The following is a 13,008-nucleotide window of genomic DNA, read 5'->3' on the forward strand; positions in this document are numbered from 1 at the left end:
GGAGGTCTCTATGCCTATTTATGAATATCTTTGCAATTCATGTGGTGCCGAGAAAGAACATTTGCAAAAGATTAGCGATGCACCCATTACAGCATGCCCTGTGTGTGGCAGTAATAATTATACAAAACTGATTTCTGCTGCAGGATTTCAATTGAAGGGCAGCGGTTGGTACGTTACTGATTTTAAGAACAAGGCGAAACCAGCAGATACTAAGACTGAGCCTGCTGCAAAAGAAAATACCGCAAGTACTCCATTAGCAACACCCGCAGCTGCGGATACGGCTACGAAAAAAGAGAGTAGTCCGACAACGAAGACTGCTGCAGCTGCTGATTGACCTGAGTGTCACCATATTGCGGCGATATAAACCAGAAATTATCAATCTCCTTACTTAGATCATTGAAAGAATTATGCGTACAAACTACTGTGGCGCCATTAATACCGAATATTTAGATAAAACAGTCACTCTTTTCGGTTGGGTACACCGGCGCAGAGATCACGGCGGGGTGATATTCATTGATCTGCGTGATCGTGAAGGTTTGGTACAAGTTGTATGTGATCCCGATAACGTGGAAACATTTCAGGCGGCAGAAAAAATACGCAATGAATATGTACTGAAAATTACTGGCAAGGTGCGAAGACGACCTGAAGGAACGATTAACACGTCTTTGGTCAGCGGGGAGATCGAGATTCTGGTGGCAGCTATTGAGGTATTGAACACTTCATTGACACCACCTTTTTTGATGGATGATGACAATATCAGTGAAGTTGTGCGACTGGAGCATCGCTATCTGGATCTACGCCGCCCGGCGATGCAATCGAATCTTCGTTTACGGCATAAAGTTGCTATGGCGGTTCGGGTATTCCTGGATCAACATGGTTTTTTAGATATTGAGACACCGATGCTGACTAAATCCACGCCTGAAGGTGCGCGGGATTATCTGGTGCCGTCACGGGTTAATGCCGGTCATTTTTTTGCCTTGCCGCAATCACCGCAATTATTCAAACAACTGCTGATGGTATCTGGTTTTGATCGCTATTATCAGATTACTCGTTGTTTCCGTGATGAAGATTTGCGCGCGGACCGACAGCCTGAATTCACCCAGATCGATATAGAAACTTCATTTCTGTCAGAGAATGAAATCATGTCTTTGATGGAAGAGATGATGCGCGGACTATTCAAGAATGTGAGTAATGTGGATTTGCCCAATCCATTTCCACGGCTGAGTTACGCCGAAGCGATGTTCAAATATGGTTCTGATAAACCAGATTTGCGCGTTTCACTAGAGTTTACTGAGTTAACCGACATCATGAGAGAAGTTTCTTTTAAGGTATTCCGTGAAGCTGCCGAAAAAGCGGATGGACGGGTAGCGGCTTTGCGGGTGCCTAAGGGTGGTGCATTATCGCGCAAGGAAATTGATGATTATACGTCGTTTGTTGCAATTTATGGCGCTAAGGGTTTGGCGTATATTAAGATTAATCGTCTCTCCGATGGTGTGGAAGGACTGCAGTCACCGATTCTGAAATTCCTGCCGGAAGATACGATTCAAACTATTCTGGCCCGTACCAAGGCTCAAGATGGCGATTTAATTTTTTTCGGTGCGGATAAAACCAAAATTGTTAATGAGTCTTTGGGCGCATTACGTATTAAAGTTGGGCATCAACACGGTCATGCTGAATCCGGATGGAAACCGTTATGGGTGGTTGATTTTCCCATGTTCGAGCGTGACGAGGAAGAAAATCGCTGGCAGGCATTGCACCATCCTTTCACATCACCGGCTGATGGACATGAGGATTTACTCGAAAACCATCCCGGTCAGGCGTTATCCAAAGCCTATGATATGGTTCTGAATGGTTCCGAGATTGGTGGTGGCTCAGTGCGGATTCATCGCCAGGATATTCAGTCCAAGGTGTTTCGTGCTTTAAATATCTCCGAACAAGAGGCCCAAGAAAAATTTGGCTTTTTGTTAGAAGCGCTTCAGTATGGTGCTCCACCGCATGGTGGCATCGCGTTTGGATTGGATCGTATTCTAGCCATGATGACCGGCTCAGAATCAATTCGCGATGTCATTGCCTTTCCTAAAACCCAACGTGCGCAGTGCCTGTTGACTCATGCGCCCAGCACTGTCGATGAAAAGCAATTAAGAGAACTCAATATTCGCTTACGCCAAGTTGAAACTAAATCAAGTAGTGGGTAGCCGTTGCTTCAATGTATAAGACTCCGGTTTCTGTTCTGGTTGTTATTCATACAGTTGATTTGCAGGTATTATTATTAGAGCGCGCGGATCATCCGGGTTTCTGGCAATCGGTTACAGGTAGCCAGGATCCTGGCGAAACACTACTTCAGACTGCAATGCGGGAAGTGTCCGAGGAAACCGGATTAAGCCCAACTAGTTATGTTCTGACTAATTGGCAGATTGAGAATTGCTACGAAATTTACCAAGAATGGCGCTGGCGTTATGGGCCGGATGTAAGATTCAATACTGAGCATGTATTCGGTTTGTGTTTGCCGGACATAACGCCGATTATGATCTCTGCCAGAGAACATTTAAATTATATCTGGCTGCCATGGCAGCAAGCGGCCGAGAAAGTATTTTCAAGCAGTAATGCCGAGGCTATTCTAAATTTACCAGCACGAGTGGAATTTGTTCAAAACAACTCCTAGCCAACGGAATAGCTTCCTTCCTCACCTCTGTAGTGCATAGTTGGCGTCTTACATTTTAAGCTTTAGGCAAATTGGCTATCGGTCTAATACTATTCGATATCTCGCCTTACCAGAACGAAGGTGTTCTATGGCATCGTTGACTTTATTCATCGGATAATGCTCGGTCACTGGTGTCACATCATGACGTGCAGCAAACTCAAGCATTTTACGGATGGTTTCGGGGCTACCGACCGGTGACGAACTAACTGACAATTGGCCAAACATCATTGGAATAAGATTCAGATCCAAAGGATCTGTGACTGCACCTAACATGTGTAATCTGCCGCGTGGTTTGAGCAAACTAATATAGCTATTCCAATCAAGCCTGACGTTGACGGTCGAGAGCAACAAATCAAAGCGGTTTGCAGCACCTTTGATGGCTCCAGGTTTACGTGAATTGATCGTGTCGTGAGCTCCAAGATCCAAGGCTTCTTGCTCTTTCGCCTCCTCTGAGGTAAAGGCAGTGACATGACAGCCCCAAGCTCGTGCAAACTTGATAGCCAAGTGTCCCAAGCCGCCAATCCCGATTACACCAACGCTGTCTGTTGGCGAAATGCCGAACTGAACCAAGGGATTAAACACCGTTATTCCGCCGCAGAGTAATGGACCTGCGATCTTGGCATTCAGGGCATCGGGCAGTTTAGCAACACTCGTGTTATGCGCGCGTACTGTATCGGCAAACCCGCCGTGACGACCGACAATTGTGGACTCAGCACTTGAACATAAATTGTGATTTCCACCGAGACACTGGTTGCAAGTCATGCAGTATCCTGCGTGCCAACCCAAGCCGACCCGATCACCCACTGAGAAATGTGAAACGTGGTCACCGATTCTTGAGATTTTTCCTGTTACTTCGTGTCCTGGAACTAAAGGAAATCGGGTTATACCCCATGCATCATCGAGCATACTTAGATCGCTGTGGCAGATGCCACAGGATTCCACCGTGATATCTACTTCTTCCGGGCCAATTGATCCTAGTTCATACTCAAAGGGTTCTAAGGCACCATTGGCTTTTCTGGCTGCATATGCATGAACTGTACTCACTTTCAGGCTCCTCTTATTGTTAACCAGGTTCTTTGCTGGGATTGGACTGACCAATCGATTTTTGCTTCAGAAGTATCCAGTACATATTACTATTTTCTGAAAAGAAAAGTGACAATCCGCACATAAAAGGAAGGGAGCAGTCATTCACAGGTTTTCTCTTTTTACATCTCCGGAATCAAAAACATCGACTAATGCCTGACCTATTTCAGGCTCGTTTCCATAAAACGCAGCACAATCTTTGTATCTAGCTTATAAAGAAATTGCGCATCATGCCCATATCTTCATGTTCTAAATTGTGACAATGGTAGAGAAATAATCCGTTATAGTCATTAAATGGTTTGATGATTTCAATCTCTTCCCCGGGCATAACCAAAACAGTGTCCTTCCAGCCGGTATTAATAAATCCATCTTTGATAGTATCGTACCCACTATCTTGATGGTTTTGCGTTCGCGATAAGATTTGAAATTGCTGACCATGTAAATGAATAGGGTGCGGTAAAGACATCATCATACCCATGCCACCGCCACCGCCACCGCCACCGCCACCGCCACCGCCACCGCCACCGCCACGCATACCTCCGCGTCTGCTTCGATTCTCGTGGAATATTCTGATTTTTTGAATGGTGTTCAGCGGGATTTTTTCAAGCTCACTGTAGCCGTGCATGTCAAATGTACGACCATTTAATTGGAATGCCATGTGCCGCATACCGATGGCAATAGGAACAGTTTTGTCGGGATTGGTAATATCATGGGCTGTTAAGCGGCGTATTGGAACAAGTTCGTCTGGCAGTTTTGGTGAATCACTGATTTGTTCGGTGATACGAAAATTGGCAATAGAGATAACTTCATCCTGGCCGGATGCACTACCCATCATACCCATTCCTCCGCGATCATGGCGCATTCCACTTCTCATACCAGCAATCATATGTGAAGTAGATTCCTGATAGGTCAAACTTTGTAGTGTAAGATCAGAGCCTAGTTTACGTCCGCTAAAATCGATCCATAACTCAATACGTTCAGCAGGCGCAAGCATGACATAGGGCAAAGTTATTGGTTTTTCCAGTAGTCCGCCATCTGTTCCGATCGCGGTTACAACTGTCCCATCACTCCAGCCTAATTTGTAAATTCTTGAGTTTGATCCATTCAATATACGCAAGCGGTAGGTTCTGGTTTTTACAGAGATTGTATTGTCTTTTTGACCATTCACAAGAATGATGTCACCCAGGAAACCCCTTATTCTTTGATGCATGCCAAGAATGTAGCGCAATTGATTGCCACTGGAAAAACTGCGATCCTGAATGACAAGAGGAATATCATATTCGCCGCTGGGTAAATCCAGCTTACGCTCAGCTTCATCCGTTATAGTAATGAGTCCAGCCAATCCCTGATATACCTGAGGTGCGGTTAATTCATGCGTATGTGGGTGGTACCAATTGGTTCCGGCGGGATTCTTTACCTCAAATTCATACACGTACCGCTCTCCACGATAAATGGCATACATTGGGTGCCCATCCATCAGGTGCGGTACATGCATGCCATGCCAGTGAGTGATGCAGGGTTCTGATAATTGATTATAAAAATATATTCGAACATTCTGGCCTTGCTCGAAATTGAGAATCGGCCCTAGGTAGCCTGGTAGTTCTTTAAGTGTCGTTTGAGGTCCTTTCAGCAATTTTCCGGTGTATTTATAAACATGGGTAAGAGCACCCGGCAGGATAGGGGCATCAGCCGCTTGAGCCGTCAGTGCGATTTCGACATCAGCCTTAAACGAATTATTGGGTGTCTTGTTAATTTTTCGGTTTTCAGCAAGAACGAAGCCAGGCATCGTGGCAGCTAGCGTGCTCAATGTTGCATATTGCAGGAATTGACGTTTTTTATAATCAATGTCTGTCATGATTAACCTCTCGCGCTACAACGAAAAAACTTGTGTGTGGTTTGGAAACTAAGCTTATATCCAGTACTCTGGATTCTAAGAATAACAGCTTTCAACTCAACTGTAATTTAACTGTAATTCAGAAAATAGCGTACTAAATCTGACAAAATAAGTATTAGATCCAGATCAAAGAAAGCTAATGTTATTAATTATAACTTTTCCGATGTGATGGCGCGTGTTCAGCATGTGATCAAAACGGTTGAGCCGCACGATTCAGTTGAGCGCTATACCCAATTAGGCGTCGAGGTATTGCAAGGCAAAGCTCGAATTACTTCACCGTGGTCGGTGGAGATCAACGGACAATCCCTGACAACACGCGCCATTGTCATTGCCATCGGTGCACATCCGATGGTGCCGAAAATCCCGGGACTGGAATCCGTGCGTTATTACACTTCTGATGCGCCCTGGTCACTGACCGAACGTCCGGGGCGCTTGATTGTGCTGGGTGGCGGGCCGATAGGCTGCAAACTGGCGCAAGCATTTGCCCGGTTAGATCTTGGTTTTATCAAGCAGAGTCAGTAGTGATTTCAACAGCTAAACCAAGCCATTATTATCAACCAGCGTATGCTGTTTATAACCAAACACAGATTTACCATTTTTTTTAACCCAGCGTGCTTCTGCATCTACGCCGGGTTGAGCAACTTCAATAACGCGCATAGCCGCTTTCGCCTCTGCTTCATCGTCTCGATTCTCCCGATCTGCAACCATTTCATACAATGGCCTGGTCTTTGGTTTACGCGGGCTGTGCGTGATACTGGCGTCGACGTGACAGCCCTGAGTCACCATGATGTCGTGCCCTTGGATCTGTTGATTGATCTTCTTCAGCAAATCATCCCAGGCATGCGCTTGTGGTAATCGTGTCCTGAAACGAGACAGTACCGAATGATCTGGAACATCGTGTTCCAGATTTAGGCTCAAAAATCGCATTACGTACATTCGCGTTAGCCATGTCTTCAACGGATCATCACTGAGTCCACCGTGCCAGATTCTTGCCAGCAACATCTTGAACAGCAGCAACCCGGGATAGGCAGGACAGCCTGCGGCATCATATGTGGGGGCATAATGTTCAGCGATTGCTTTTTCTATCGGTTCCCAATCAATCAGGTAATCGATTTGATTAAGAAAGTTTCCTTTGCGGGTGCGGCGGGTGACATCAAACTTAGAAAAACTCATATCAATTAACTCAACAATATGATTTAGAACATTATTATGTCATCATTCACACCTGAAAATGACTCTAACCGTGCAAAGCTCTTTCCTGGTCGACAGGATCAGCAAAAACAAAATACTTATTCTTACCATCAAATGCTTGGGAGTACTTCAGGGGCGACTAGATAATCCATCTCGATAAAATTCTTTACGCTGAGTGTAAATGTTGTTTATTGTGCACAAGCTTGAATCATTTGTGAATTTCTTCGATAAATCGATAGTGACCAGTTGAATATTCGCTTTAAATATACTTAAATGACCAGTGCAATTGAATATGCATTACTTGTAGATATGGGAAAGTGTTTGTATTGCGCCAGTAAAATAGAAAATACACTGTAGTTATTGCGTTTTATTACTAATGAAATATCGTAAATGTGATGTATGGTGTCAGCTCATGCTATTAACCAATTCATTATCTTATTAATTTTTTGAGTAATTACGAATTGCTTGAAAAATTCAATTAAATGTGGATACGGTAAATTTTAAAACCAAACTGGGTGATTCTATGAGTGATTTGTATCAAAACTTTCAGAAATTCTTTGAACTTGTTGTCGCTGATACCGCTGAGCTGTTGGAGCATGTTTATAGGATTCGCTATCAGGTATTGTGTGTTGAACAACGTTTGCCTGGCTTTGATCCGATGCTGTGTCCGGATCAGAAGGAAATGGATAGTTATGATAGTCACTCATCACACATTCTTTTGCGTTATCGTCCTTCCAAGGCATATATTGGTACCGTAAGACTGATTTTGCCTGACTCATCCAGGCCCGAGAAGCTTCTGCCAGTACAGTTGTATGGACAACTGGATCCAACGCTATGTGATGTCAAAGCGTTGCCTCGCCAACATACTGCTGAAATTTCACGTTTCCTGGTTGTCAGTCAGTTTGATCGGCGTAGGGGAGACCGTCGCAAGCAAAACGAAGAAATCGACGGGGAAAAAAGAGAAGTGCAAGATCGGCGTTCCTCTGATCGTCGCTCTTCGCTTAGTATTGGATTGGTGCTTATGGCGGGCGTCATGCGCATGTCAGTCAAATATGACATCAGACATTGGTTGTCGGTAGCAGATCCTGCGCTAAATAAATTGATGGGTTTTTATGGTTTGAACTTTAATCCGATTGGCCCCCCGGTTGATTATCACGGTATTCGCAGGCCTTATTATGTGAAAGTAGAGGATGCTTTGGAAAGAATGTATGAAGTACACCGCGGCGCATGGGAGGTTGTGACCGATAATGGTGAATATAACCTCAATCATTACTCATTAATGGAACATCCTTAAATTAGGGACTTGTTTCTTGAATTTACTTCATCTTTTAATACAAGCTCGAATATCAAGCTACCTTTTGTCAAGAGCCAGATCATACTTTTGGTTTGTGATATTTGTCGGCCTTTTAGGTGTTAAGGCTGATGCCAGGGCGAATGATCATTTTGAGATTGTGACCAACCCGAATGTCAGTGAAGTGGCGCTTTCGGCTAACTCATTGCGCTCCATTTTTAGTATGAGCCTGAAAACTTGGCCGAATGGAACCAAGATTCGGGTATTCGTATTGTCCGATGATGATCAATTGCATAAAGCGGTTTCGAAGGGAAAACTGAATGTATTTCCTTATCAGTTAAGGTCCACCTGGGATCGTTTAGTATTTTCGGGTACGGGTCAGGCGCCTGTCAGAGTTAATTCAATAGAAGAGATGCTTGATAAGGTTGCCAATACCCCAGGGGCGATAGGTTATTTGTGGAGAGCCAATATTAATGAAAATGTTAACGTGCTCCAGATTAAATAGCTACTTTGGCAATCCATCCAAATGGGTTGCCAAGGGGGTTATTTTGTTATTTGTGATTGGAAATGTTTCTGCTCAAGCTCAGGAATCTCCAACGCAAAAACAATCTGAATTGATCAGGCCGCGTAGTGAAAGGTTGAGAAGTACAGATTTACTTGCTCAAGCTACCGAGACTGAGGTCAGTAGTGTTACCGAAAAAACCGGATTGGTAAGTACTGCGATGCAATGGTTACGTTCGACAGACCGCCCAGGGGATTTACAGTTTCATGGCTTTGTCAGCCAGGCTTATATCACAACTTCCGATAATGATGTTTTTGGAAATAGTGACAAAGGTGGTAGTTTCGGTTTGACTGAAGCTGGATTCAATGCTTCGGTGCGGCCGCTTCCGAGGCTGCAGTTGTCGGCGCAGGTGTTGTCACGTCGTGCTGGTGAAGGAAATTCGGGTGAGCCGCGCCTTGATTATGCTATTTTCGACTATCAGTTGTATGCTCACGAAGCAAACCAATTTGGTATTCGAGTGGGTCGATTGAAGAATCCCTTCGGTTTTTATAATGAAACCCGAGATGTGGCGTTTACGCGCCCCAGCATTCTTTTGCCACAGTCGATCTATTTTGATCGCACTCGAAATTTGGGGCTTTCAAGTGATTCGGTGCAACTCTATGGTGATACTGCGGTGGTTGATTGGGGTACATTTTCTGCCCAATTTGGCATAACGTTGCCAGTTGTAGGTGATAAGGACACTGAAAGTTCGCTTCTTGGTGATGTACGAAAAGGGCATTTAAATCGAGAAATCTCGTATATTGGTCGTGGAATATTTGAGACGAATGACAAGCGTCTTCGTTTGGGTATCAGTGGAATATGGCTGAATACATCCTACGATCCTAATAACCGATTGAATGATCCCTTGGGACCAGGTGCATTGCAGTTCACACCAGTGATTTTTTCTGCCCAGTATAATGCAGAGCGGTGGACGTTGACTTCCGAATATGCGATACGTCCCTTCGACTATAATAATGGTTTTAGAACGCCGCCAGCCCCCCGGGGACTCAACGGGATAGACATCGTTGGCGAGAGTTATTACTTCCAGGGTGAATATCGTTTTACTCCAAAATGGGAAGGTATTGTACGGTATGATGCTCTATTTACTGATCGATCTGACCGAGACGGAAGTGAATTTGCAAAGATTTCTGGCGGAATATCTCATACACGTTTTGCCAAAGACATTACCGTAGGCTTACGCTGGAATGTTACTCCGGCGTTCATGCTGCGTGCTGAATATCATTATGTGAATGGAACTGCTTGGCTATCAAGATTGGATAATCCATCGCCTTTAGACACAGAACAACACTGGCATCTTTATGGGATTCTGGGTTCTTATCGTTTCTAGGCAGGTTCCTGATGGAAACTAATTCCGGGGTTAAATTGGAAAAAGCGTCTATTGTACCGAACTATCAGGGCCGCAGGTTCCGCAGCCTGAGATGGAAAATTTCATTCAGCAGCAGTTTGATATTACTGGCCGTTGTGATGCTGTTTTGTTTTGTTAGCTATCTGAGTTTGATGGCTAATTTTGACAATCAGCGAGAGGATGATTACCGGCGGTATTCCAGAGAAGTCAATAGTTTGATCCAGAATACTACGCAGAATTTATATCAGCTTGCTGAAATGATTCCGTTTCTGGATGGCATGAAAAAAGCTTTGTTGATGAATGACGAGGAAACCATTAGCAATGCTTTTGATGCACATTGGGCGTTGCTGCAATTTCATAATAGTGTTGAATTCATTCATTTTTATAACCCATCGAATCAACTGAGCGCCAGTTGGGATAGTTTGGCTGCCAATATCGATGATGGTATTTTACTGTCGGATTGGGTGGGTCAGGTTAATCAATCCGAACGGCCGATAAATCCGTTACTCTGCCGGGAAAGTTGTATCCAATACATCGTTGCGCCTTTGCTGGTAGAAGGAAAGAAAGCGGGTGTCGTCGTCATGGGAATTTCTTTGGCGGATGTGCTTTTAGCTTTTAAGCGGTTATCCGGTGCCGATATGGGGTTGTTGGTCAAGGAGCCGGATAGTTTACAAAATGGCGATTCTGATCTCTTGTATTGGAATATCTATATTTCAGCACTGACCAACAAAGAAAGAAATCTTGAGATTCTCAAAAAGGCGGCTCAGAACTATAAAGATATGACTGCACTGAGCGATGGCGCTCAGGTTCACCGGAATGATCAGTATTTTCAATTAAAAGTATTTCCACTCAATTCATATGAGCTAGATAAAGCTCATTTGGTTGTCATCATGGATGTTACGGCTGCAGTAATTAATATTCATGATTCAATCTGGAAAATTGCATTAATCGGTTTGCTTGGGCTAATTTGCTCTGAGATTTTGTTATTTTTTATTTTTACCAGGCTATTGGCAAAGCTCAAAGATGTCGCGTTTGTACTCCCGCTTCTTGCCAATGGACAGTTTGAGAAATTCCGCTTATCGCTGGCCTCTACAGGTCGTGTGCAACGTTTCCGAGATGAGGTCGATACGTTGTCGGAAGCGGCTGTGTCTTTATCGCTGCAGCTGGAAAAACTACAGCAAGAAGTATCAAGCCGTACCGCAATGCTTATTGAACAAAAGAATGCACTCAGTAAAGAACGAGATTTTGTGAAGAATTTACTAGATACGGCGCAGGCGATCGTATTAACACAGGATTCTGACGGCGAAATTATGTCATTAAACGCTTATGGAGAAATGCTAACTCGTTATTCGGAAGGTGAATTATTTGGTAAATCTTTTCTGGATATCTTAATTCCGGATTATGAATTGCATGACTTATTTTTCCACATTCAAGAAGTTCATGCCGGACAAAGGATGCAATTGCGCCATGAGGCTATTACACATTGTAAAGATGGAACAACACGTCATGTCGCTTGGCTGCATTCTCATTTGCCCCGGAATTCTCCCGGCGAGCCGTCAATTTTATCAGTCGGTCTGGATGTTACCGAGTATAAGCGGGTTGAAGGGCATTTAGCTTGGCTAGCGGATCATGATCCGTTGACTAATTTGTATAACCGGCGCCGTTTTAGTGAAGAGTTGGAGCAGGTGCTTAGTCGGGCTGAACGGTATGACCATCCAGGTGCGTTGTTATTTTTTGATTTGGATCGCTTTAAGTATATCAATGATACCAGTGGGCACCAAGCCGGCGACACGTTGCTTAAAATGGTTTCAAGCATGCTGGCGCAAAACATTAGGGCGGATGACATTACAGGGCGTCTGGGAGGAGATGAGTTTGCGATTATTTTGCCGGAAATTAATGCTAATGGGGCGATAGGCGTCGCTAAGAAGGTACTGGATCAACTGAGTTTGGCACAATTAACAATCAATAATCGTACCCATAAAATTTCGGCCAGCATCGGGATTGCCTTATTTCCAGAACACGGCGCCAATATACATGATTTGCTGGCGGCGGCTGACCTTGCCATGTATCAGGCAAAAGCGATGGGGCGGAATGCCTGGTACCTGTTCTCGGATAAAGACAGCAGTCGCGAACGCATTCATACGTTGGTGTATTGGAAAGAGAAGATCGAATACTCGCATGTACATGATAATTTTATATTGTATTTACAACCGATTATGCATGTTAAATCGAAAGAAATTTCACATTATGAAGTATTGCTGCGCATGCAAGACATCGATGGCACGGTGCTATCGCCGGCAGACTTTATTCCCGCTGCAGAGCATACTGGGTTAATTCATGCAATTGATCATATGGTATTGCGCAAAGCCATAGCGCAAGTGGCTGAAATTTACCAGGCTGGATTTAAAGTTAATTTTTCGATTAACCTGTCTGCGCATGCCTTCAATGACCCTGAATTGTTGCCTATACTTAAGGCAGAATTGACATTGCATGAAATGGATCCGGCATGTTTGATGTTTGAAATCACTGAAACAGCAGCGCTTGAAGATTTGCCTGGAGCGCGCGGATTGATGGTGGAAATTATAGAATTAGGATGTGGCTTTGTGTTGGATGATTTTGGGGTTGGTTTTTCGTCGTTTTATTATTTGCGGGAATTGCCGGTTGAGGTTGTCAAAATTGATGGCTCGTTTATACGTAACTTAAGCGAGAATAGTGATGATCTTATTCTGGTGAATGCACTCTGCAGTGTTGCAAGAGGTTTTGGCAAAAAAATTACAGCTGAATTTGTCGAAAGCGCAGAAATACTTTCCTTGATAGAGAAAATGGATATCGATTATGCTCAGGGGTATTACATAGGGAAGCCAGCACCTGCAAGTCAATTTCTGACGAAATAGTGATTAATGATCCAGGCGTAGCAATTGTCATAGCTTATTCGACAGAC

11 protein-coding genes are annotated in these 13,008 nt (G+C 44.1%); 8 read left to right on the forward strand and 3 right to left on the reverse strand.

Annotation, left to right across the window (positions count from 1 at the left end; translation table 11 throughout):
* Positions 1 to 10: 10 nt before the first annotated feature.
* From QZV86_RS02955 to nudB, 3 genes are all read left to right on the forward strand, one after another.
* Positions 11 to 334 carry a zinc ribbon domain-containing protein gene (locus QZV86_RS02955; RefSeq protein ID WP_295623879.1) on the forward strand — a complete coding sequence of 108 codons (324 nt, stop codon included), beginning with the start codon at positions 11 to 13 and terminating at the stop codon, positions 332 to 334.
* Positions 335 to 407: 73 nt separating this feature from the next.
* Positions 408 to 2,195, forward strand: coding sequence for an aspartate--tRNA ligase (gene aspS / locus QZV86_RS02960; protein WP_295623881.1), 1,788 nt, complete (start codon positions 408 to 410; stop codon positions 2,193 to 2,195).
* An 11-nt stretch (positions 2,196 to 2,206) separates the two neighbouring features.
* Entirely contained in the window at positions 2,207 to 2,662 is a 456-nt protein-coding gene (gene nudB, locus QZV86_RS02965) for a dihydroneopterin triphosphate diphosphatase (protein WP_295623883.1), read from the forward strand.
* 75 nt (positions 2,663 to 2,737) lie between these two features.
* Here nudB and QZV86_RS02970 read toward each other — a convergent pair whose 3' ends face one another.
* Both QZV86_RS02970 and QZV86_RS02975 read right to left on the reverse strand, forming a co-directional pair.
* Positions 2,738 to 3,745: an NAD(P)-dependent alcohol dehydrogenase gene (locus QZV86_RS02970; protein WP_295623885.1), complete on the reverse strand. Its 1,008-nt coding sequence runs from the start codon at positions 3,743 to 3,745 to the stop codon at positions 2,738 to 2,740.
* Positions 3,746 to 3,989: 244 nt separating this feature from the next.
* Positions 3,990 to 5,639, reverse strand: a complete 1,650-nt coding sequence (locus QZV86_RS02975; RefSeq protein WP_295623887.1) for a multicopper oxidase domain-containing protein — start codon at positions 5,637 to 5,639, stop codon at positions 3,990 to 3,992.
* Between the two features lie 207 nt (positions 5,640 to 5,846).
* Here QZV86_RS02975 and QZV86_RS02980 point away from each other — a divergent pair, with 207 nt between their 5' ends.
* Entirely contained in the window at positions 5,847 to 6,200 is a 354-nt protein-coding gene (locus QZV86_RS02980) for an FAD-dependent oxidoreductase (RefSeq protein WP_295623889.1), read from the forward strand.
* A 12-nt stretch (positions 6,201 to 6,212) separates the two neighbouring features.
* Here the strand turns inward: QZV86_RS02980 and QZV86_RS02985 are convergent, their stop codons facing one another.
* Positions 6,213 to 6,851, reverse strand: coding sequence for a transposase (locus QZV86_RS02985; RefSeq protein WP_295623891.1), 639 nt, complete (start codon positions 6,849 to 6,851; stop codon positions 6,213 to 6,215).
* Between the two features lie 541 nt (positions 6,852 to 7,392).
* Between QZV86_RS02985 and QZV86_RS02990 the strand changes: the two genes are divergently transcribed.
* The 4 genes from QZV86_RS02990 (at position 7,393) to QZV86_RS03005 (ending at position 12,961) form a co-directional block, all read left to right on the forward strand.
* Positions 7,393 to 8,163, forward strand: a complete 771-nt coding sequence (locus QZV86_RS02990; RefSeq protein WP_295623893.1) for a PEP-CTERM/exosortase system-associated acyltransferase — start codon at positions 7,393 to 7,395, stop codon at positions 8,161 to 8,163.
* A gap of 94 nt (positions 8,164 to 8,257) precedes the next feature.
* Entirely contained in the window at positions 8,258 to 8,665 is a 408-nt protein-coding gene (locus QZV86_RS02995) for a hypothetical protein (protein WP_295623895.1), read from the forward strand.
* Positions 8,634 to 10,049, forward strand: a complete 1,416-nt coding sequence (locus QZV86_RS03000; RefSeq protein ID WP_295623896.1) for a hypothetical protein — start codon at positions 8,634 to 8,636, stop codon at positions 10,047 to 10,049. Before QZV86_RS02995 ends, QZV86_RS03000 begins: the two co-directional genes overlap by 32 nt.
* 11 nt (positions 10,050 to 10,060) lie before the next feature.
* On the forward strand, positions 10,061 to 12,961 hold the full coding sequence (locus tag QZV86_RS03005) for an EAL domain-containing protein (RefSeq protein ID WP_295623898.1): 2,901 nt from the start codon (positions 10,061 to 10,063) through the stop codon (positions 12,959 to 12,961).
* Positions 12,962 to 13,008 lie beyond the last annotated feature (47 nt).

It is taken from the genome of uncultured Nitrosomonas sp. (assembly GCF_902826915.1).
Lineage (GTDB): Bacteria > Pseudomonadota > Gammaproteobacteria > Burkholderiales > Nitrosomonadaceae > Nitrosomonas.

Excerpts from the sequence above, each read along its gene's own strand:
- QZV86_RS02980 (WP_295623889.1), top strand. The coding sequence starts at position 5,847 with ATGGCGCGTGTTCAGCATGTGATCAAAACGGTTGAGCCGCACGATTCA.
- QZV86_RS02955 (WP_295623879.1), top strand. The coding sequence starts at position 11 with ATGCCTATTTATGAATATCTTTGCAATTCATGTGGTGCCGAGAAAGAA.
- QZV86_RS03000 (WP_295623896.1), top strand. The coding sequence starts at position 8,634 with ATGAAAATGTTAACGTGCTCCAGATTAAATAGCTACTTTGGCAATCCA.
- QZV86_RS03005 (WP_295623898.1), top strand. The coding sequence starts at position 10,061 with ATGGAAACTAATTCCGGGGTTAAATTGGAAAAAGCGTCTATTGTACCG.
- nudB (WP_295623883.1), top strand. The coding sequence starts at position 2,207 with ATGTATAAGACTCCGGTTTCTGTTCTGGTTGTTATTCATACAGTTGAT.
- QZV86_RS02975 (WP_295623887.1), bottom strand. The coding sequence starts at position 5,639 with ATGACAGACATTGATTATAAAAAACGTCAATTCCTGCAATATGCAACA.
- QZV86_RS02985 (WP_295623891.1), bottom strand. The coding sequence starts at position 6,851 with ATGAGTTTTTCTAAGTTTGATGTCACCCGCCGCACCCGCAAAGGAAAC.
- aspS (WP_295623881.1), top strand. The coding sequence starts at position 408 with ATGCGTACAAACTACTGTGGCGCCATTAATACCGAATATTTAGATAAA.
- QZV86_RS02990 (WP_295623893.1), top strand. The coding sequence starts at position 7,393 with ATGAGTGATTTGTATCAAAACTTTCAGAAATTCTTTGAACTTGTTGTC.